Origin of the sequence: Pseudoalteromonas sp. bablab_jr010 (genome assembly GCF_016464105.1) — a bacterium.
Taxonomy (GTDB): Bacteria; Pseudomonadota; Gammaproteobacteria; order Enterobacterales; family Alteromonadaceae; genus Pseudoalteromonas; species Pseudoalteromonas simplex.
In genome coordinates this window covers 54,011-74,227 of record NZ_JACDWV010000087.1, presented here as the reverse complement: position 1 = coordinate 74,227, position 20,217 = coordinate 54,011, and the positions used below count along the sequence as shown (strand labels likewise).

The 20,217-nt window shown below is 42.1% G+C and carries 17 protein-coding genes and 5 tRNA genes; 16 read left to right on the top strand and 6 right to left on the bottom strand.

Annotated elements, in window-relative coordinates; translation table 11 throughout:
* The first annotated feature begins 84 nt into the window (after window positions 1-84).
* Together cysS and JIG37_RS08835 are read left to right on the top strand one after the other, a co-directional pair.
* Complete coding sequence (gene cysS, locus JIG37_RS08840; protein ID WP_054553153.1) at window positions 85-1,464, top strand: cysteine--tRNA ligase; 1,380 nt, start codon at window positions 85-87, stop codon at window positions 1,462-1,464.
* A gap of 137 nt (window positions 1,465-1,601) precedes the next feature.
* Window positions 1,602-2,486: an EamA family transporter gene (locus JIG37_RS08835; RefSeq protein WP_199529205.1), complete on the top strand. Its 885-nt coding sequence runs from the start codon at window positions 1,602-1,604 to the stop codon at window positions 2,484-2,486.
* A gap of 50 nt (window positions 2,487-2,536) precedes the next feature.
* Here the strand turns inward: JIG37_RS08835 and folD are convergent, their stop codons facing one another.
* Window positions 2,537-3,391, bottom strand: coding sequence for a bifunctional methylenetetrahydrofolate dehydrogenase/methenyltetrahydrofolate cyclohydrolase FolD (gene folD, locus JIG37_RS08830; RefSeq protein ID WP_054553151.1), 855 nt, complete (start codon window positions 3,389-3,391; stop codon window positions 2,537-2,539).
* A gap of 341 nt (window positions 3,392-3,732) precedes the next feature.
* Here folD and JIG37_RS08825 point away from each other — a divergent pair.
* The 14 genes from JIG37_RS08825 to JIG37_RS08760 all read left to right on the top strand — a co-directional run bounded on the left by JIG37_RS08825 (window position 3,733) and on the right by JIG37_RS08760 (window position 14,852).
* Window positions 3,733-3,809, top strand: a tRNA-Pro gene (locus tag JIG37_RS08825).
* 50 nt (window positions 3,810-3,859) lie between these two features.
* Window positions 3,860-3,936 (top strand) — tRNA-Arg (locus JIG37_RS08820).
* Window positions 3,937-3,959: 23 nt separating this feature from the next.
* Window positions 3,960-4,035, top strand: a tRNA-His gene (locus JIG37_RS08815).
* A 16-nt stretch (window positions 4,036-4,051) separates the two neighbouring features.
* Window positions 4,052-4,128 (top strand) — tRNA-Pro (locus JIG37_RS08810).
* A gap of 40 nt (window positions 4,129-4,168) precedes the next feature.
* A tRNA-Pro gene (locus tag JIG37_RS08805) sits at window positions 4,169-4,245 on the top strand.
* A gap of 410 nt (window positions 4,246-4,655) precedes the next feature.
* Window positions 4,656-5,960: a trigger factor gene (tig, locus tag JIG37_RS08800; RefSeq protein WP_054553149.1), complete on the top strand. Its 1,305-nt coding sequence runs from the start codon at window positions 4,656-4,658 to the stop codon at window positions 5,958-5,960.
* Between the two features lie 273 nt (window positions 5,961-6,233).
* A complete protein-coding gene (gene clpP, locus JIG37_RS08795; RefSeq protein ID WP_054553148.1) occupies window positions 6,234-6,851 on the top strand; it encodes an ATP-dependent Clp endopeptidase proteolytic subunit ClpP in 618 nt (205 codons plus the stop codon).
* A 135-nt stretch (window positions 6,852-6,986) separates the two neighbouring features.
* Window positions 6,987-8,270 carry an ATP-dependent protease ATP-binding subunit ClpX gene (clpX, locus tag JIG37_RS08790; protein ID WP_054553147.1) on the top strand — a complete coding sequence of 428 codons (1,284 nt, stop codon included), beginning with the start codon at window positions 6,987-6,989 and terminating at the stop codon, window positions 8,268-8,270.
* 143 nt (window positions 8,271-8,413) lie between these two features.
* Window positions 8,414-10,774 carry an endopeptidase La gene (gene lon / locus JIG37_RS08785; RefSeq protein ID WP_054553146.1) on the top strand — a complete coding sequence of 787 codons (2,361 nt, stop codon included), beginning with the start codon at window positions 8,414-8,416 and terminating at the stop codon, window positions 10,772-10,774.
* Between the two features lie 197 nt (window positions 10,775-10,971).
* Entirely contained in the window at window positions 10,972-11,262 is a 291-nt protein-coding gene (locus JIG37_RS08780; protein WP_175580427.1) for an HU family DNA-binding protein, read from the top strand.
* Window positions 11,263-11,420: 158 nt separating this feature from the next.
* On the top strand, window positions 11,421-13,322 hold the full coding sequence (gene ppiD, locus JIG37_RS08775; protein ID WP_199529204.1) for a peptidylprolyl isomerase: 1,902 nt from the start codon (window positions 11,421-11,423) through the stop codon (window positions 13,320-13,322).
* Between the two features lie 83 nt (window positions 13,323-13,405).
* Entirely contained in the window at window positions 13,406-13,804 is a 399-nt protein-coding gene (locus JIG37_RS08770; protein ID WP_199529203.1) for a GNAT family N-acetyltransferase, read from the top strand.
* Window positions 13,801-14,142 carry a cupin domain-containing protein gene (locus tag JIG37_RS08765; RefSeq protein WP_199529202.1) on the top strand — a complete coding sequence of 114 codons (342 nt, stop codon included), beginning with the start codon at window positions 13,801-13,803 and terminating at the stop codon, window positions 14,140-14,142. The genes JIG37_RS08770 and JIG37_RS08765 overlap by 4 nt, the downstream gene beginning before the upstream one ends.
* A 5-nt stretch (window positions 14,143-14,147) precedes the next feature.
* Window positions 14,148-14,852, top strand: a complete 705-nt coding sequence (locus JIG37_RS08760; RefSeq protein ID WP_199529201.1) for an alpha/beta hydrolase — start codon at window positions 14,148-14,150, stop codon at window positions 14,850-14,852.
* 78 nt (window positions 14,853-14,930) lie between these two features.
* Here the strand turns inward: JIG37_RS08760 and JIG37_RS08755 are convergent, their stop codons facing one another.
* The 5 genes from JIG37_RS08755 to JIG37_RS08735 are packed head-to-tail and all read right to left on the bottom strand — an operon-like array spanning window position 14,931 to window position 20,208.
* Complete coding sequence (locus JIG37_RS08755) at window positions 14,931-15,692, bottom strand: ATP-binding cassette domain-containing protein (protein WP_054553143.1); 762 nt, start codon at window positions 15,690-15,692, stop codon at window positions 14,931-14,933.
* Window positions 15,692-16,684, bottom strand: coding sequence for an oligopeptide/dipeptide ABC transporter ATP-binding protein (locus JIG37_RS08750; protein ID WP_054553142.1), 993 nt, complete (start codon window positions 16,682-16,684; stop codon window positions 15,692-15,694). Before JIG37_RS08750 ends, JIG37_RS08755 begins: the two co-directional genes overlap by 1 nt.
* A 2-nt stretch (window positions 16,685-16,686) precedes the next feature.
* Window positions 16,687-17,580 carry an ABC transporter permease subunit gene (locus JIG37_RS08745; protein ID WP_054553141.1) on the bottom strand — a complete coding sequence of 298 codons (894 nt, stop codon included), beginning with the start codon at window positions 17,578-17,580 and terminating at the stop codon, window positions 16,687-16,689.
* Entirely contained in the window at window positions 17,567-18,601 is a 1,035-nt protein-coding gene (locus JIG37_RS08740; RefSeq protein ID WP_199529200.1) for an ABC transporter permease, read from the bottom strand. The genes JIG37_RS08745 and JIG37_RS08740 overlap by 14 nt, the downstream gene beginning before the upstream one ends.
* A complete protein-coding gene (locus JIG37_RS08735) occupies window positions 18,601-20,208 on the bottom strand; it encodes an ABC transporter substrate-binding protein (RefSeq protein ID WP_138617099.1) in 1,608 nt (535 codons plus the stop codon). The genes JIG37_RS08740 and JIG37_RS08735 overlap by 1 nt, the downstream gene beginning before the upstream one ends.
* Between the last annotated feature and the right edge of the window lie 9 nt (window positions 20,209-20,217).

Below are 20,217 nucleotides of genomic sequence, written 5' to 3'. Positions count from 1 at the left end.
TATTCAATTGATAAAGCGCTAGAGCAGCGGCTTTGCAAGTGTTACCATAGAGAATCTCAAAACACCGTTAAGGACATTTTATAAATGGTACAAATTTACAACACACTTACGCGACAAAAAGAGCAGTTTAAACCCCTTGTTGATGGCAAAATCGACATGTACGTGTGTGGTATCACCATTTATGATTACTGTCACATCGGTCATGCTCGTACTTTCGTTGGTTTTGACGTGATTGTGCGTTACCTACGCCACATCGGTTACGATTTAAAATATGTTCGTAACATCACAGATGTTGATGACAAAATCATTAAGCGTGCTAACGAAAATGGTGAGTCAATTAATGACTTAACGACTCGTATGACTAAAGCCATGCATGAAGATTTCGACAGCTTAAATATGCTGCGTCCAGATGTTGAGCCTACAGTAACAAACCATATGGATGAAATCATCGCGATGGTTGAGCGTCTAATTGCCAAAGGCCATGCGTATGTTGCTGCAGATGGTGATGTATTGTTTGACGTATCAACTTTTGAGCAATATGGTGCTTTATCACAACAAGACTTAACCATGCTACAGGCTGGTTCACGTGTTGAAGTTGCACAAGATAAGCAAGATCCACTTGATTTCGTGCTTTGGAAAAAAGCCAAGCCAGAAGAGCCGTCATGGTCTTCACCATGGGGTGAGGGTCGTCCTGGTTGGCATATCGAATGTTCAGCAATGAGCTCTAAGCACTTAGGCGAACATTTTGATATTCACGGTGGTGGTTCAGATTTACAGTTCCCGCACCATGAAAACGAAATTGCTCAGTCATGCTGTGCAAATAACGGCAAGTACGTGAATACGTGGATCCACACAGGGATGGTACAGGTTAATAAAGAGAAGATGTCTAAGTCATTAAACAACTTCTTTACCGTACGTGACGTATTAAAAGAGTACGATGCTGAATCAGTTCGTTATTTCTTAATATCAGGTCATTACCGTAGCCAGCTTAACTATTCGCAAGAAAACCTTGAGCAAGCACGTTCGTCACTTGAACGTATTTACACTGCACTGCGCGGGGTAACGCCAATCGAATGCGATTTAGCTAGCAATGAATATGTGGCTAAATTCAGAAAAGCGATGGATGATGACTTCAACACACCAGAAGCACTACCCGTGTTATTTGAACTAGCAAAAGAGCTAAACCGTGTTAAAGACAGTGATGCAGAGCAAGCTGGTAAGCTCGCTTATGTACTACGCAGTGTTGCAGAGGTATTAGGGGTAGCACAACAAGATCCAGAAGCCTTTTTACAAGGTGGCCAAGCTGATGATGAAGTAGCACACATCGAAGCGTTAATAGCAAAACGTAATGAAGCCCGCGCAAACAAAGATTGGGCGGCAGCTGATGAAGCCCGCGATGCATTGAATGCACTTGGTGTGGTACTCGAAGATTCTGCTGGTAAAACAACGTGGCGTAAAGCCTAAGTATCCATCGAAAGATAACTCATTAAAAAAGGTTGCCAACGAGGCAACCTTTTTTGTTTTTAACTCGATACAGCTATTGACCTCAACTTTACTTGAGGTTTTACCTTGTCATCTCTTCGTATTAACAAGGACAGACATTGAATATTTTATTTGCCATGATCCCCGCCTTTTTATGGGGCACCACCTATGCCGTGACCAAATATGCCACACCTGATTGGCCGCCACTTTTATTAGGCGCATTGCGTGCACTACCTGCAGGGTTGTTACTTTTATTACTTAAACCTAGTTTGCCAACCCGTTCGCAGTGGCCAAGTTTGTTAACGCTAGGTGCTGAGAATATCGCGTTGTTTTTTGCCTTTATTTTTATCATGGCAGTAAACCTTCCTGCAGCTATAGCTGGGGTAGGGATGGTGTCTGTGCCGGTTGTGGCTTTGTTATATGTTTGGCTTACTAAAGGGCAGCGCCCTGCAAAAATTCAAGCATTCTGTGCTATGGCGCTGGTGGTATTGGCATGGTTGTTGTTTGACCCAGCACACGTGTCATTAAATGTATTGGGAGTGGCTGCTTTATTTGGGGCCTTACTGACTATTGTGATTGGTAGCACCTTAGTACAGAGTTTGTCGGTGCATATTCATTGGTGGGTTGTGCTTACCTGGCAGTTAATCATTGGCGGCACTATTTTATTATTGGCTGCGTTTATTGATGGCAGTTTACTTCACCCAGAGCAATACCAAGTGGTATTTGAGCCTATCTCAGCGCTGCAATATTCGGCATTATTTTGGTTAATCGTGCCCAATACTGCCATCGCTTATATTCTGTATGTTTGGTTATTAGGACGCATGACTGTAGCTGAGTTTTCATTCGGAACGATAGCTAACCCAATTGCGGGAATCGTATGCGCTGTTTTACTCATAAACGAACAATATCAAGACTGGCAATACCTATTGATGTTTATGATGATTGTGTTTTCAGTGCTCCCCCAGATGTTAAAGCTCAGGCTGTTCAAACTACAAAAAACTTAAAATCAAAAAAGGCTGCCAATTGGCAGCCTTTTGCAATAATTTAGCTCTTCTTAGCTGTGGTACTTTTCACACGCTTCAAGGGTGTTTTCGATTAAGCTTGCCACAGTCATTGGACCAACACCACCTGGTACTGGTGTAATGAAATGTGCTTTTTGTTCAGCGATATCGTATTCAACATCACCAACAAGCTTGCCAGATTCAAGGCGGTTAATACCTACATCGATTACAATAGCACCTTCTTTAACCCAATCACCCGGAATAAACTCAGGTTTACCCACCGCTACAACTAACAAATCAGCGCGGCGAACATGCGTTTCTAAATCTTGAGTAAACTTATGACAAACCGTTGTTGTACAGCCTGCAAGTAAAAGCTCAAGTGACATAGGACGACCAACAATGTTTGATGCACCAACAACAACTGCGTGCATACCTTTGTAGCGAACACCTGTTGAGTCAAGTAGGGTGATAATCCCTTTTGGCGTACAAGGGCGAAGTGCCGGCATACGCTGAGCTAAACGACCAATGTTATAAGGGTGGAAACCATCAACATCTTTATGTGGTGTGATGCGTTCAAGAATTTTTTCAGCATCAAGACCTTGTGGTAAAGGTAACTGTACTAAGATACCGTCTACTTCTTTGTCTTCGTTTAGTTGATCTATTAATGCAAGTAAGTCTTGCTCAGTTGTGTCGCCAGGTAAATCGTAAGACTTAGATACAAAGCCGACTTCTTCACATGCTTTACGTTTAGAACCAACATACACTTGGCTAGCTGGATCTTGACCAACTAACACAACTGCTAGTCCTGGAGCGCGTAATCCATTCGCTACACGCTCTGCAACTCGCTCTGCTACATTGCTGCGTACTTGTTTAGCTATTGCCTTACCATCGATGATGTTTGCCGTCATGGGTGACCTTTAATTGGGGTTAGTTAACTTGATACTGATACATCTAAATATGATTATCCAATAAAGGGGGCGTGGATACACAAATCATGTTTGTTTGATCATATTTATTTATGTTGCGTATTTTCGCAGAAAAGCATCATAGCGCCAAGATGCAATCTTATATAAAGCGCTACTTTATAAAAAAGAGTTCAAATTTTAGCTTATATTTGCAATATTTAACCATTATGAACTAAAAGTGACCGATTGAATTATTTTCTTAAAAAAATGTTTGACCTGACTCGGTCAAATCACTATTATGCACCCCGTTGTTAACGAGGTCACTCGCGAACAACAGTAAGCATCGGCGATTAGCGCAGTTTGGTAGCGCACTTGGTTTGGGTCCAAGGGGTCGCAGGTTCAAATCCTGCATCGCCGACCACTTCTTCTTTAAGAAGCGGCGCTTACAGGCAAACTTATGAAGTTTTCGATGCGCCCGTAGCTCAGCTGGATAGAGCAACGCCCTTCTAAGGCGTTGGTCGAAGGTTCGAATCCTTCCGGGTGCGCCATTTGAAAATATGTAAATGCCGTGGTGATTGTAGCTCAGTTGGTAGAGCCCCGGATTGTGATTCCGGTTGTCGTGGGTTCGAGCCCCATCAGTCACCCCAATTTACTCTAAGATATCGGCGATTAGCGCAGTTTGGTAGCGCACTTGGTTTGGGTCCAAGGGGTCGCAGGTTCAAATCCTGCATCGCCGACCACTTCTTAAGTGGTATTTATTTTCAAAACTTCTCTCAGTATCGGCGATTAGCGCAGTTTGGTAGCGCACTTGGTTTGGGTCCAAGGGGTCGCAGGTTCAAATCCTGCATCGCCGACCACTTTTAAAGAATTATGGTCAAAGAACGATTGGTTTGGGTATATCCAATTCAGTCTCAGGTTCAAATCCTGCATCGCCGACCACTTCTAAATTTCTAAATACATCCTTTAATTCAGCTTAATTCTCCTTTGTTAATTTATTGCGTTCGTTTTTTACGCACTTAAACGCTGATTGCTGCTATATACGCCAAATAATTGCCCCCCAGACTCGACTATCATAAATATTAGGTTATAATGCCGCGTCTATTGTTTAACATAGTGCCCATAGGGGCAAAGCAGCAATGGTATCTCATGGTTACAATGCGCCGTTTTAAGTTGAAATTTTCAGCGTTAAAACTTGCTATCACTCATGGAGATCACCTTGTTTGTAAGGAAGGCGAACAGTCGCCAAAATTGAAGATTGAGGTAAATCATGCAAGTTTCTGTTGAGACGACTCAAGGCCTTGAGCGCCGTCTGACCATCACCGTTCCTGCAGAGAACGTTGAGACTGAAGTAAAAAAACGCTTACAACAACTGTCTAAAACCCAGCGTATCGATGGTTTCCGTCCTGGTAAAGTACCAGCGTCTATCATCAACAAGCGTTACGGTGCTGCAGTACGTCAAGAAGTTGCTGGCGAATTAATGCAACGCAACTACATCGAAGCAATCGTTTCTGAAAAAATTAACCCAGCTGGTTCACCTACTTTCGCTCCTAAAGCGTTAGAAGCTGGTAAAGATTTAGAGTTCGATGCAACTTTCGAAGTTTACCCAGAAGTTGAAATCCAAGGTTTAGATAAAATCGCTGTTGAAAAGCCAGCTGTATCTGTAACTGACGAAGACCTAGCTAACATGCTAGAAACTCTACGTAAGCAACACGCTTCTTGGGCTGAAGTTGACGCAGCTGCTGGCGAGAACGACCGTGTAACTATCGACTTCGTTGGTTCTATCGAAGGCGAAGAGTTCGAAGGCGGTAAAGCTGAAGACTTCCCACTAGAACTTGGTCAAGGTCGTATGATCCCAGGTTTCGAAGACAACATCGTTGGCAAAAAAGCGGGCGAAGAAGTTGTTGCTGAAGTAACTTTCCCTGAAGAGTACCACGCTGAAAACCTTAAAGGTAAAGCAGCTACTTTCGCAATCACTGTTAAGAAAGTTGAAACTCAAGAGCTTCCTGAGCTTAACGACGAGTTCGCAACTAAATTCGGTGTAGCTGAAGGCGGTGTTGACGCTCTTAAAGAAGAAGTTAAAAAGAACATGACACGTGAGCTTGACCAAGCAGTTAAAGCTAACGTTAAAGATCAAGCTATCAAAGGTCTTTTAGCTAACAACGAAATCGAAGTGCCAAAAGCGCTAGTAGATCAAGAAATTGATGCACTACGTCAGCAAGCTGCACAACGTTTCGGTGGCGACGCTAAAAACATGCCTGAGCTTCCAGCTGAATTATTCCACGAGCAAGCTGTAACTCGCGTTAAGACTGGCCTATTACTAGGTGAAGTAATTAAAGCGAACGAGCTTAAAGTTGACGACGCTAAAGTTGAAGAGTTAATCGCAACTGTAGCTTCTGCATACGAAGATCCAACTGAAGTAGTAGAGTACTACAAAGCAAACGATCAGCTTATGCAGCAAATGCGCAACGTAGCGATGGAAGAGCAAGCAGTTGAAGCTATCCTAGCTAAAGCAAACGTGACTGACGTTGAAAAAGCATTCGACGACATCATGAATCCACAGCAAGGTGCTTAATAAGTCATTGACTTAAGCTCTCGCTAGCGATTAAATGGCTCGTGTTACCCTGTATTTATACAGCGTACTCGGGCCATTTTAGTTTGTGGTATCAGTTTCAAAAAAACCAACAATACTGATGTTATTTCAGAACTTTTTTCGACGAGGATTGAATTTGTTCTGATAAGTTCCTATATAGTTATAAAGATTGAATAGACAGCTTAATTTACATTAGTATAAATGTGCTTTCCTTATAGTAAGGATGAGTCGCAGCGGATAAGGAATTAAATAAGAATGAATAGCGGTATGATAGACCCTCTAAACGCACTAGTCCCTATGGTTGTTGAACAAACAGCTAAAGGTGAGCGCTCATATGATATTTACTCACGTCTTTTAAAAGAGCGCATTATTTTCTTAACTGGCCAAGTAGAAGATAACATGGCTAATTTGATTCTTGCGCAAATGCTGTTTTTAGAATCAGAAAACCCAGAAAAAGATATTTATCTTTATATCAATTCGCCAGGCGGTTCTGTGACTGCGGGTATGGCAATTTACGATACAATGAATTTTATCAAGCCTGATGTAAGCACAATTTGTGTTGGCCAAGCGGCAAGCATGGGTGCATTTTTGCTATCAGGTGGTGCTAAAGGTAAGCGTTTTTGTTTACCTAACTCACGTGTAATGATCCACCAACCATTAGGTGGTTTCCAAGGTCAGGCATCTGACTTTGAAATTCATGCCCGTGAAATCTTATCAATTAAAGATAAGCTAAACCGTTTAATGGCTGAACATACTGGCCAGCCACTCGATGTGGTTTCTCGTGATACCGATCGCGACAACTTCATGAGCGCAAGCGAAGCGGTTGAATACGGCCTAGTTGATTCAGTATTTTCAAGCCGCGAATCGAAGTAATCTGAATAGCTAATAATAACGTATTGTTAGCTATCACCCTTTACTATGCGAAAACTAATATTCTTTGATATAGTTAAACATAGTGAATTAGCAGTGGCCTAGTGCTACTGCCAACGTAATAAATGAGGTAGCTGAATGTCTGACACTCCTACAGACGGCGACAAAAGTAATAAATTGTTATACTGCTCTTTCTGCGGCAAAAGCCAGCACGAAGTTCGCAAACTAATTGCTGGTCCTTCAGTATATATTTGCGATGAATGTGTTGAGCTGTGTAACGATATTATCAGGGAAGAAATCAAAGACATTGCGCCGAAGCATAATGCGTCTGATAAACTGCCTGTGCCGAAAGAAATTCGTAATCACTTAGATGATTACGTGATTGGCCAAGACCACGCGAAAAAAGTGCTGTCGGTTGCGGTATACAATCACTACAAACGTTTACGCAATCAAACAATCAATGCAGATATTGAGCTTGGTAAGAGTAATATTCTACTAATCGGTCCTACAGGTAGTGGTAAAACATTACTTGCTGAAACCATGGCCCGTTTACTTGATGTACCATTCACGATGGCGGATGCAACGACACTAACTGAAGCAGGTTATGTAGGTGAAGACGTTGAAAACATCATTCAAAAGCTACTGCAAAAATGTGATTACGACGTAGAAAAAGCACAACGTGGTATTGTTTACATCGATGAAATCGACAAGATTTCTCGTAAGTCTGACAATCCATCGATCACCCGTGACGTATCGGGCGAAGGTGTACAACAAGCCTTACTTAAGCTAATTGAAGGGACGGTTGCATCTGTACCACCACAAGGCGGCCGTAAGCATCCACAGCAAGAATTCTTGCAAGTTGATACATCTAAGATCCTATTTATCTGTGGCGGTGCGTTTGCAGGCCTAGATAAAGTGATTGAACAACGCAGCCATAAAAATACCGGTATTGGTTTTGGTGCTGAAGTTAAGCAATCATCAGGTAGCCGTAGCTTAAGTGAAACATTTAAAGATGTTGAACCAGAAGATTTAGTGAAATACGGTTTAATCCCTGAGTTCATTGGTCGTCTTCCAGTTGTTGCGACACTAACAGAACTAGATGAAGCAGCGCTTATTCAAATTCTTAGCGAACCAAAAAATGCATTAACTAAACAGTTCTCTGCATTGTTTGCGATGGAAGATGTTGAGCTTGAGTTCCGCGAAGATGCACTTAGCGCAATTGCTCATAAAGCAATGGAGCGTAAGACTGGTGCTCGTGGCTTACGTTCAATCGTTGAAGGCGTATTACTTGATACTATGTATGAGTTACCTTCGATGGATGATGTTAGCAAAGTGGTTATTGATGAAACCGTTATTAAAGGTGAGTCAGACCCAATTTTGATTTACCAAAGCGGTAACCAAGACAAAGCTGCATCAGAATAAAGCTGTAATAGTTTAAAAGTTAAGCAGTTGAACACGAAAAAGGAGCCAAAGGCTCCTTTTTTTATAAATATGTTGAACTTTCCCTTACATATCCCCATATACTTGAGTAATCTTTAAAATAAATGAAGTGCGAAGAGAATATAATGACGCTTGAGAGAACAGATCGAGTCGAAATCCCCGTGTTGGCACTGCGCGATGTAGTGGTTTATCCACACATGGTGATCCCGCTATTTGTTGGTCGTGAAAAATCAATAAAATGCCTAGAAGCGGCGATGGACAAGGACAAACAAATTTTCCTAGTGGCGCAAAAAGACGCCTCTGTTGATGATCCGCAGCAAGATGATATCTACCGTGTTGGCACCATTGCCACAGTACTTCAGTTATTAAAGTTACCTGATGGCACTGTTAAAGTGCTTGTTGAAGGCACACAACGTGCAAGCGTTGAAACGTTTTTAGATAACGATGATTTCTTTGTGGCTGAAGCACAGTTCATCGAATCAAGCCATATCGACGAGCAAGAACAAGATATCTTTATTCGCAGCGCAATTAGCCAATTTGAAGGCTATGTAAAGCTTAATAAGAAGATCCCACCTGAAGTACTTACTTCTGTGTCTGGCATTGATGAAGCTGCGCGTCTTGCTGATACCATGGCAGCACACATGCCGCTTAAGGTACCTGAAAAGCAAAAAGTGCTTGAGATTGCCGATGTGACTGAGCGTCTTGAATACTTAATGGCGCTGATGGAAGGCGAGATTGACTTACTGCAAGTTGAGAAAAAAATCCGTACTCGCGTGAAAAAGCAGATGGAAAAGTCGCAGCGTGAGTATTACCTCAACGAGCAAATGAAAGCGATTCAAAAAGAGCTTGGCGAACTTGATGATGTACCCGATGAATTCGAAGCAATTAAAAAACGCATCGAAGAGTCTGGTATGCCTAAAGAAGCGCAAGAGAAAGCAAACGCTGAGTTATCTAAATTAAAAATGATGTCGCCGATGTCAGCGGAAGCAACCGTCGTGCGCTCGTATATTGATACGCTAATCAATGTACCTTGGAAAAAACGCTCTAAGGTGAAAAAAGACTTAGCTGGCGCACAAAAGATTTTAGATAGTGACCATTACGGCTTAGATAAAGTTAAAGAGCGTATTATTGAGTATCTAGCGGTACAACAGCGCACTAATAAGCTTAAAGGCCCAATTTTATGTTTAGTCGGTCCTCCTGGTGTAGGTAAGACTTCACTTGGTCAGTCAATCGCACGCTCTACAGGTCGTAAATATGTGCGTATGGCATTAGGTGGCGTTCGTGATGAAGCGGAAATCCGCGGTCACCGTCGTACTTATATTGGTTCTATGCCTGGTAAGTTAATCCAGAATATGACTAAAGTTGGCGTAAAGAACCCATTATTCTTATTAGATGAAATCGATAAGATGTCATCAGATATGCGTGGCGACCCTGCATCAGCATTACTTGAAGTACTTGATCCTGAGCAAAACAGCCATTTTGCTGATCACTACTTAGAAGTTGATTACGACCTATCTGACGTGATGTTTGTGGCAACATCAAATAGCTTTAATATCCCAGGTCCGTTATTAGACCGTATGGAAGTTATTCGCCTTTCGGGTTACACCGAAGACGAGAAGCTAAACATTGCTAAACAGCACTTGATTCCAAAACAAGTTAAGCGCAATGGTTTAAAAGAGCATGAAGTTGAAATTGCTGACAGCGCAATTATTGGCATTATCCGCTACTACACACGTGAAGCGGGCGTTCGTAACTTAGAGCGTGAAGTGTCAAAACTATGCCGTAAAGCAGTTAAAAACATCTTGCTTGATAAAGACACTAAAAAGGTCCTTATCGACGATAACAACCTTGAAGAGTTCTTAGGTGTACAACGCTTTGATTATGGTAAAGCAGAAGACGGTGACCGTATTGGCCAAGTAACGGGTCTTGCGTGGACTGAAGTAGGTGGTGATTTACTGACTATTGAATCAGCAGCTGTACCAGGTAAAGGCAAGCTAACTTACACAGGTTCGCTTGGTGATGTAATGCAAGAGTCAATTCAGGCTGCGATGACGGTTGTTCGTAATCGTGCTGAAAAACTTCGCATTAATAGCGACTTCTATGAGAAACGTGACATTCATGTTCACGTGCCAGAAGGTGCAACACCAAAAGATGGCCCAAGTGCTGGTATTGCCATGGTAACTGGTTTGGTATCGAGCTTAACGGGTAATCCAGTGCGCTCAGATGTAGCAATGACAGGTGAAATCACATTACGTGGTGAAGTATTACCAATTGGTGGCTTAAAAGAAAAGCTACTGGCAGCGCATCGTGGTGGAATTAAAACCGTAATTATTCCAAAAATTAACGAACGTGACTTAAAAGAGATCCCAGACAACGTATTAGAGGGCCTTGAAATTCACCCAGTTACATGGATTGATGACGTTTTAAAACTGGCTTTGAAGCATCCTGTTGAGAGTTTTTCTGTCGAAACTGAAAAAAACCAGTAAAAAACCGCAAAAAAGTGCATTTAGGGGCTTTTCAAATACAAAGGGTATGATAAGTTAAGCACTAGTTTTCAAGCCTAGGCCTTATGTGGCCTAGGGTTGAGAAAAATATAATAAACTGAGCATAAACTTAATTTGCTCATAAATTTTCAAAACAGTGATGTTATTTTTTATAAAAACAATCGCTCTTGATAATAACAATGAAAGAGGATGATATTGTGAATAAATCTCAATTAATCGATCAAATCGCAGCTGACGCTGACATTTCTAAAGCGGCTGCAGGTCGTGCACTAGATTCATTCATCGAGGCTGTTTCAGGCGCTCTTAAAGATGGCGATTCAGTAGCGCTAGTTGGCTTTGGTACTTTCTCTGTACGTGAGCGTGCAGCGCGTTCAGGTCGTAACCCGCAAACTGGTGAGACTATCCAGATTGCTGCAGCAAACATTCCTTCTTTCAAAGCAGGTAAAGCGCTGAAAGACGCAGTAAACTAATCATTAAAGATTAGTTGGTGAGAGATACCTAATCACACTTAAATTGAATTTAGGTAACTTATCACCAGTTACTTCAAGTGAAAAAGCGTATCTGGTAAGATACGCTTTTTTTACATGAGCAGGGTTAATTTGTACCTGATCAGAATAGAGATAGATAAATGCTTGAGAAAATCAGAGAAGGTTCGCAGGGACCTGCAGCCAAAATTATTTTAGGCGCGGTGATTTTATCTTTTGCTTTAGCTGGGATCGGTGGTTATTTAGGACAAACCACAGAGCAACCCGTTGCAGAAGTAAATGGAGTTAAAATTAGCCAAACCGAATTCAGCCGTGCATACCAAAACGAACGTAACCGTTTAGAACAACAATTTGGTGAATACTTCGCACAAATCGCTGCTGATCCAAATTACATGGCACAAATTCGCCAAGGCGTAATCGACCGTTTAGTACAACAAGAATTGCAAACTCAACTAGCGGCAGAATTAGGTCTTCGTGTAAGCGACGAAAGTGTTCGTAAAGCAATTTTAGAAATGCCTTACTTCCAAGTAGGCGGCCAGTTTAGCAACGACCGTTACTTACAAGTTATTCGTCAAATGAATTTCCAACCAGATGCTTTCCGTGAATATTTACGTGAAGATATGACACGCAGCCAATTAGTGGGTGCCGTTGCTGGTACAGATTTCATCTTAGAAAATGAATTAAACAACAGCGTTGCTCTACAACAGCAAACGCGCAGTATTGATTACTTAGTTGTTGCTAAAGAATTATTACAAGCTGGTATCGAAGTAACAGAGCAAGAAATTGTTGATTACTATGAGTTGAATCAACCGCAATTCTTAGCACCAGAGCAAGTGTCTGTAAGCTACATTGACTTAAATGCAGCGAGCTTAACGCTTGATTCAAGTGTTTCAGAAGAAGATATCAAAGCTTACTATGATCAAAACAGTGCCCAATATGTTGAGCCTGAAAAACGTCGTGTATCGCACATCTTAATTGATAACAGCGAAGACGATGATGCAGCAAAAGCGAAAGCTGAAGAGCTACTAACGCAGTTACAAAACGGTGCTGATTTTGCTGAGCTAGCTGAGTCATCTTCTGATGACGTAGTGAGTGCAGAAATGGGCGGTGACCTAGACTGGATTGAGCGTGATATGATGGACCCTGCGTTTGAAGATGCAACGTATGCTCTTGAAAACAAAGGTGACATTTCTGACGTTGTAGAATCAGAGTTTGGTTATCACATCATCAAACTTACTGATATTCAAACACAGCAAGTTAAACCATATGCTGACGTAAAAGATGAGCTTCGCGCTGAACTTGAGCGTACTAAGAAAATTAATGCGTTCTATGAAAAGCAAACTCAAATGGGTGAGCTTGCGTTCGAAATTTCAGATACTTTAATTGATGCAGCAGAAGCAGCAGGCGTTGAAGTGCAGAAAACAGAACTTGTGACTCGCAATGCATTACCTGAGCCGCTAAACAACCCACAAGTTGTTACTGCTATTTTCTCACCTGAAGTGTTAGAAGATCGCATGAACTCAGAAGTAATTGAAGTAGGTGATGAACATGCTGTTGTTGTTCGTGTAAACGATCACAAAGCTGCGACTACGAAAGCACTAGCAGATGTGTCTGAGCAAATTAAGGCGACGTTAGTTTCACAAAAAGCATCGGAGCTTGCTAAAGAAAAAGCACGCACTCTATACGCTGAGATCGAAGCTGGTAAGAGCCTAAACGAAGTTGCACAAGCTGAAGGCCTAACAGTACGCCAAGAAGCTGCACTTGCTCGTCAAGCTTACACAGTGTCACCAGCTATTGTTCAACAAGCTTTCAAAATGGCTCACCCACAAGGTGCACCAGAGGTTGAAGTTGTTGACCTAAACAATGGCGATGCGGCAATTGTTGCACTAAAAGCAGTTAATCCAGCGACTGAAGTTGAGATTAATGAGCAACAAAAGCAAAACATCACTATGGCTCAAGTGAATAAAAACTATATGGTATTTATTGCAGCACTAAAAGCACAAGCTGAAGTGCAAGTACCAAAAGCGACTCAAGCTGCTGAATAATTAGCAAAATGAGTTAAATTAAAGGCGCCTATTGGCGCCTTTTTTGTTACCGTTAAAGGTAATGCAAGTTATAAGGAGCTTTTATGGAGTACAGTCTAATAGAGCAGCTACCAAGCGCAGAAGAATACTGTGATATGCGCCTTAAAGCTGGCTTATCAGCACGTTCATTAGCGGCTGCAAAGGCGGGGTTACCAAACTCTCTTTATGCTATTTGTATTCGTAAAAACGATGAGTTGGTTGGCATGGGCCGCGTTATTGGTGATGGCGGTTGTAATTTTGAAGTGGTTGATATTGCTGTATCACCTGAATATCAAGGGCAAGGGTTAGGGCGTGTCATTATGGAACATGTTGACCGCTACATTGAATCTGCCGCCTTTGAAGGTAGTTATGTCACTATGGTCGCCGACAAACCTGGCTTTTACGAAAAGCTTGGCTACAAGTTTGTCGCACCACAAAGCCAAGGGATGTATAAAAAGTTTTGAGTATCATAGACAAACGCAACGCAGATCATTACACATGGGGTAACAATTGCGACGGTTGGCATTTGGTGAAGTCTAATGCGCTGAGTGTTATTCAAGAGCATGTCCCAGTAGGTGAGGCTGAAGTAAAACACTATCATAAACATGCCGAACAATTTTTCTTTGTACTTAGTGGCTGTGCCACCATTGAACTTGATGGCCAAATACACAAACTCACTGCGCAACAAGGTTTGCATGTAAGTGCTGGCCGAGTACATCAGCTAAGCAATCAAGGTACTGAACCACTGCATTTTATTGTTACATCTACACCACCAAGCCATGGTGACAGAGAAGAAGTGTAGCCCTTATGAAGCTTGTAATGTTACCTGGCCTTGATGGTACTGGAATACTGTTCGAAAATTTGGCTCAAGAGCTTTCCAGAAAATTTGAAGTAACCATTATCTCATTTGAAGACGTTTCAGGGCAAAGTTATCAGCAGCAAGCGGCTGAGGTTGCAGAGCAATTAAAAAATGACTGCATATTTATTGTTGCAGAGTCATATTCAGGTCCTATCGCATATGCCTTAACTCAGCTGTTAAAGCCAAATCAGATTGCGGGAATTGTATTTCTTGCGAGCTTTATATCAAGGCCATCACCGATTGCACACATAGCTCATTTAATACCGAGTGTCTTTTTTATAGAGAATCGCTTTAGTCGCAAAAGCTTAACTTACTTTGGTTTTAACTCGCACTATGAAAGCCAGTTAATTAGTGCTGTTTTTCACTCAATTAATAGGGCGGATAAAATAAAGCTGAGAAATCGTTTACATAATATTGCGACTCTTCAAAAAGCGCATAACATTATCTCAATACCTGTGACTTATATTCGCCCATTGAAAGATCGACTCGTTTCTAGACAAGCGGTCAATGACCTTGCTGAAAATTGTATTAATTACAATGAAGTGAGTGTTTCAGGCGGGCATTTTATCGCACAGTTAAAGCCAAAAGAGTGTGCAGAGGTTATTTGTAAAGTAGTTAAATTGGCCAAGCAAAGTAACATTTATGATAGGTAAGGTGTGTCTTTTCGCCGATTTATCTTAAACTTACGGCTGATAGCTGATAGCTGATAGCTGATAGCTGACAGCTCACTATCAACAGTTCAACAACTTCTGCGTTACCACCGATTGGGGGTCTTGGAAAATCGCTTCGGTTTGGCCGTATTCAACAATCTCACCGTGATCAAGTACCACAAGTTGGTCGCTAATATGACGCACCAAACTTAGGTGATGCGTAATAAGCACATAGCTAAGGCCTGTGTCTTTTTGTAGACGTAGCAATAAGTTTACCGTTTGTGCGCGTACAGACGGGTCAAGGGACGATAACGCTTCATCGAGCACGACAACCTTAGGGTCTAAAATTAAAGCCCGTGCAAGCGCTATACGTTGTAATTGACCACTACTAAACATATGCGGGTAATAGTGCTGGTGATCTAAAAGCAAGCCCACTTTTGCGAGGGTTTGCTTTATTTTATCTTCACGCTCTTCTTTGTTTAAATCAGTGTTGTACTGTAAACAGTCATTGAGCATATCGCCAATGGTTAAACCTGGATTCAAAGACGCTTCAGAGTCTTGGAAAATCAACCTAATATGGCGACAGTCGTTATCACGCAAGCCATCATTTTCGATGATATTGCCATCAAGTAGAATTTGCCCTTTATCTGCGTTATCAGCCCCAGCAAGCAATTTGGCGAGAGTACTTTTACCTGAGCCAGTTTCGCCAATAATGGCGATCGTCTCGCCTTGCCCTAAGCAAAACGAAATATCTTTTAATACAGTAAAGCTTCTACGTGAAAATAAACCGGCACGTAAATTAAAACTCTTTGATAATGCTTGAACTTTGAGTAGGGGCTGCATTATTTCATCGCCTTAATTAATGGGAAATGACAGGCGTAACTCTGGCTATGATGCTTGGTCAATTTCGGGGTAACGACACACTCTTTTTGTGCTTGTGGGCAACGTGGGCCTAAGCGGCAGCCAATAGGTAAATGTTGTAAAGTTGGAATGGTGCCTTTTAAAGCATAAAACGGCTCCTTATGGGCAAGCCCTTGCTCATAATCAGGCAAACTTTTTAACAGTGCTTGGGTATAAGGATGTCGCGGCTGGCTAAAAATTTTGTTAGTCGGCCCAGCTTCAACCATCTGACCGCAGTATAAAACATGCATGCCATGAGACCACTCTACAATTTCCTCAAGCTCGTGAGAGATCATCAAAATCGACATGTTCTTTAGCTGGTTTAAGCTTTTTAGCAGTCTAAATACCTGCGCACGCGTGGTGCTCTCAAGAGCGGTAGTTGGCTCATCGGCAATCAATAGTTTTGGGGTACGCGCAATGGCCATGGCAATCATCACTTTTTGACAAATACCTTCAGAGAGCTCATGAGGGTAGCTGTCGAGCACCTTCTTATGGTCTTTAATACCAACCTTGTGGATTAACGCTTTTACTCTGTCTTTTCGTTGTCTGTTTCGTTTTAAGAAAAAACCACTGGTTGCTTGTTCAGGTAAGGTCTCGGCAATTTGGTCGAATATCTTGGCAGTTGGATCTAGGCAGCGGCTTGGATCTTGGTAGATCATAGCAATGTCTTGACCTACGAGTTTACGGCGTTGCTCGTTAGATAAGCGCATTAAATCCACGCCACGCCAATGCATGCGGTCTGCAGTGATATGCCAACGTTTGTTTAAAACTCCAACAATGGCTTTTGCAATTAAGCTTTTACCTGAGCCAGACTCACCAACCAAAGCATGTACTTCGCCTTCTTTTAAGGTCATGCTGACTCTATCCACCGCACGAATCACGGTATCTGAAGTGCGTAACTCTATAGTGAGGTTACGAATATCGAGTAATTGCATAATTAGTCGGCCTTACGTTCTTTAAGCACTTGGCGTAAACCGTCACCTACTAAATTGGTAGACAGCACTGCTAAAAATAATAATACGCCTGGTAAGCCAACAGTCCAAGGGGCAAGGTAAATTAAACCTAGATTTTCAGCCAAAATAGCGCCCCATTCTGTGGTGGGGGGCTGGGCGCCCAATTTTAAAAAGCCAAGTGCCGAGATATCCAAAATCGCAGTAGAAAGCGCCATGGTAAAAATAACCACAATATGCTCGTAAATGTTCGGAAAAATACCACGAGCAAGAATATGCCAATTGGATGCGCCATCAAGCTTGAATGCTGTTATGTAATCTTTGTTCAGCTCTTCGACAATTAAGTTACGCACCGAGTGAATAAACTGAGGCAATAAGGCTAATATAATCGCCCATACTGTATTCATTAAGCCAGGGCCAAGAATCGCAATAATAATGATGGCCAGTAATAATGATGGAATTGATAAGGTAATATCAAGCAAGTGATTTAAAAAGCTTGAGCGAATACCTTTGCTAATTCCTGCAAAGGTGCCCACTAACACACCTATCACTGTGGTGATCAAAGCTGCGACAACCGATAAACCAAAGGTGTAAGTTGCACCATTCATTAAACGTGACAATACATCTCGGCCTAAATCGTCGGTGCCTAATAAAAAGCGTACGTCACCTGCATCATGCCACGATGGCGGTAATAGCAGTGCATCGCTGTGTTGCTGGTTCACGCCATAAGGTGCAAGGAGTGGTGCAGACACTGCCAGTAACACTAAAGCAATAAACAACCATAAGCCGACAAGGGCAGGGTGATTGGTTTTAAATTTCTTCCAAAATCGCGCTAACGGCGATTTATTCGACTCTTCAGAGAATAAATTAAACTTTGCCATGTGCTTGGTTCCGCGATAATGGGTCGAATAAGGTATAAGTGAGCTCAGCAATAATGGTAGCTAAAATAACGAACATAGAAACAGCGAGTAAGCCACCTTGAATTGCAGGGTAGTCACGCTGATAAATACTATCGATAAGCCAACGACCAATGCCCGGCCATGAGAAAATAACCTCGGTGATCATCGCAAGGGTGATCAAGGTACTAAACTGTAGACCTATTTGTTTAATCACCGGTAGCAGCGCATTACGCAGAGCGTGGTGAATAATCAGCTGCGCACGGTTTAAGCCCTTTGCGCGCGCTGTTTTAATATAACTTTGATCGAGTACTTTCAGCATTGAATCACGGGTAAAGCGAACTAGTACTGTGGTCGGATACATAGCAAGTACTATGGTAGGTAGTGTTAAATGATGGATTGCATCTAAAAATGCCATGCCATCATAGGGGAAATCAGCTAAAAAGATATCAATCAGTATAAAGCCGGTAACTGGTTCTATTTCGTAAAGAAGGCCCATGCGGCCCGACATAGGAAACCAGCCTAGTTGCAGTGAAAACACCATAATTAGTAACAATGCTAACCAAAAAACGGGCATTGAATAGCCAAAAAGTGTGCCGGAATTTATCAGTTTATCAGGCCAACGTTTGTAGTAGGCAGCGGCCAAAATACCACTTGGTACGCCAACTATGACGGATACAATGAGCGCATAAAGACTCAATTCGAGTGTTGCTGGAAATAAGTCTTTTATATGTTGAAATACACTCTCACCAGATGCAAAAGAAATTCCCCAATCCCCCTGAATAATGCGTTCTAAAAAGGCAAAGTATTGCACCACGTAGTTGTCGGTAAAGTGAAACTTTTCCTCTAACACACTGGTTTGCGAGAACGTACTATTAGTAATACCGCTTAAGTTAGTTAGCGCATCACCCGGGAACATAAAGCTCAATGAAAAGGTAAAAATACTCAGCGTCAGCATCATAAAAATTAACAACGCTAGACGACGAAGAATATAATCAAGGATCATTATTCTTTCCTCGCGTTAGCTAGTGAAATGCCGCCGAATGGGCTTAAATTTATACCTTTTACGTCACTACTTGCTGCTTGAAAGCGCATACCATGGGCTATCGGCAAAATAGGCAGCTCTTGCACTATGATCCGCTGTGCCTGATTGTAGTATTGTTTTCGTTTTTCAAGATCTGTGGTGTCGAGGGCTTGAGTAAGTAATAAATCAAATTCAGGATGACACCAATTGGCAGGGTTTTTACCACTAAATGTTGCGGTGCAACTTAACAATGGGCTCATAAAATTATCAGGATCTGGCGTATCAGCAGCCCAACCAAGTAACACACTATCGTGCCTATGCTCACCAACGCGTTGTAAAAAGGTGTTCCACTCATACTCGACGATATTAACGTTTACACCAATCTTGCGTAAATCACTTTGCATCAGCTCAGCCATTTTACGGGCGTTTGGATTATAAATACGGCTTACCGGCATAGCCCAAATATTCATATCAAAGCCATTTTTGTAGCCAGCTTCTGCGAGCAAGGTTTTGGCAAGAGCTGGGTTAAATTCAGGCATGGCTTTTTGCGCTTCAAATGCCCACGAAGCCGGAGGCAGTAATGACTGCGCTTTAATGCCGTTACCGTAATACACCGCTTGCATGATTTTATCGACATCAATGGCGCTTGCGAGTGCTTGGCGTACACGTACATCATCAAAAGGCGGTCGCTCAGTATTAAAGGCCCAGTAACCAATATTTAAGTTTTGCTCTTTTTGAACTTTTATGTCTTCACGTTGCGATAAAATACTTAGCTGCGCGCTGCTTGGGTGCGCAGTCACATCACACTCTTTAGTGAGCATTTTCGCAACGCGAGTGGTGCCGTTTGGCGTAATGTCATACACCAGTTGTTCAAGTGCTACAGGATGTTTCCAGTAGTCAGGGTTTCGGTAATAGCGAATTAAGCGGTCTCGACGATATTCTTTATATACATAAGGGCCAGTACCCACAGGGTATTGGTCAAATAAGTTTTCTTGGTTTCGCTCTTTAAGCTGCATGGCGTATTCTTCCGATAACACCACGGCAAAGTCGGTTGCAAGGTTTGCTAAAAAGCTGCTTTCAGCATTATAAAGCTCAAACCGTACTTGGTAATCAGAAACACGCACAATGCGACGAATAAGCTGATCAATACCCACACTTTGAAAATAAGGGTAACTGGCATCACCAACAAAGTGATAAGGGTTATAAACGTCGAATAAGCGGCTGAAAGTAAAAATTACATCATCAGCGTTAAAATCACGGCTTGGGGTAAAGTATTTTGTGGTATGGAATTTAACCCCTTTACGCAGGGTAAAGGTAATTGCTTTGCCGTCAGGGCTAATTTTCCAATCAGTTGCCAGCTCTGCTTTAAACTCGGCAGACACCGGATCAATACTTAACAGGCGATCATATAACTGGTTGGCGATAATATCGATAGTCGAACCTGTCGTTGTCACTTGCGGATTAAACGACACAGGGTTTGCTTCAGCGCAATAGACTAAGCCCTGGTTTTTTTGTTCTGTGGTTTTTTCTTCGTTATCTAGGCAGCCTACTAAGCACACCAAAGACAAAGCAAGTAACGGTTTAAACACCTGATTAGC

Excerpts from the sequence above, each read along its gene's own strand:
- cysS (WP_054553153.1), top strand. The coding sequence starts at position 85 with ATGGTACAAATTTACAACACACTTACGCGACAAAAAGAGCAGTTTAAA.
- folD (WP_054553151.1), bottom strand. The coding sequence starts at position 3,391 with ATGACGGCAAACATCATCGATGGTAAGGCAATAGCTAAACAAGTACGC.
- tig (WP_054553149.1), top strand. The coding sequence starts at position 4,656 with ATGCAAGTTTCTGTTGAGACGACTCAAGGCCTTGAGCGCCGTCTGACC.
- clpP (WP_054553148.1), top strand. The coding sequence starts at position 6,234 with ATGAATAGCGGTATGATAGACCCTCTAAACGCACTAGTCCCTATGGTT.
- clpX (WP_054553147.1), top strand. The coding sequence starts at position 6,987 with ATGTCTGACACTCCTACAGACGGCGACAAAAGTAATAAATTGTTATAC.
- lon (WP_054553146.1), top strand. The coding sequence starts at position 8,414 with ATGACGCTTGAGAGAACAGATCGAGTCGAAATCCCCGTGTTGGCACTG.
- JIG37_RS08780 (WP_175580427.1), top strand. The coding sequence starts at position 10,972 with ATGAAAGAGGATGATATTGTGAATAAATCTCAATTAATCGATCAAATC.
- ppiD (WP_199529204.1), top strand. The coding sequence starts at position 11,421 with ATGCTTGAGAAAATCAGAGAAGGTTCGCAGGGACCTGCAGCCAAAATT.
- JIG37_RS08770 (WP_199529203.1), top strand. The coding sequence starts at position 13,406 with ATGGAGTACAGTCTAATAGAGCAGCTACCAAGCGCAGAAGAATACTGT.
- JIG37_RS08760 (WP_199529201.1), top strand. The coding sequence starts at position 14,148 with ATGAAGCTTGTAATGTTACCTGGCCTTGATGGTACTGGAATACTGTTC.
- JIG37_RS08755 (WP_054553143.1), bottom strand. The coding sequence starts at position 15,692 with ATGCAGCCCCTACTCAAAGTTCAAGCATTATCAAAGAGTTTTAATTTA.
- JIG37_RS08750 (WP_054553142.1), bottom strand. The coding sequence starts at position 16,684 with ATGCAATTACTCGATATTCGTAACCTCACTATAGAGTTACGCACTTCA.
- JIG37_RS08745 (WP_054553141.1), bottom strand. The coding sequence starts at position 17,580 with ATGGCAAAGTTTAATTTATTCTCTGAAGAGTCGAATAAATCGCCGTTA.
- JIG37_RS08740 (WP_199529200.1), bottom strand. The coding sequence starts at position 18,601 with ATGATCCTTGATTATATTCTTCGTCGTCTAGCGTTGTTAATTTTTATG.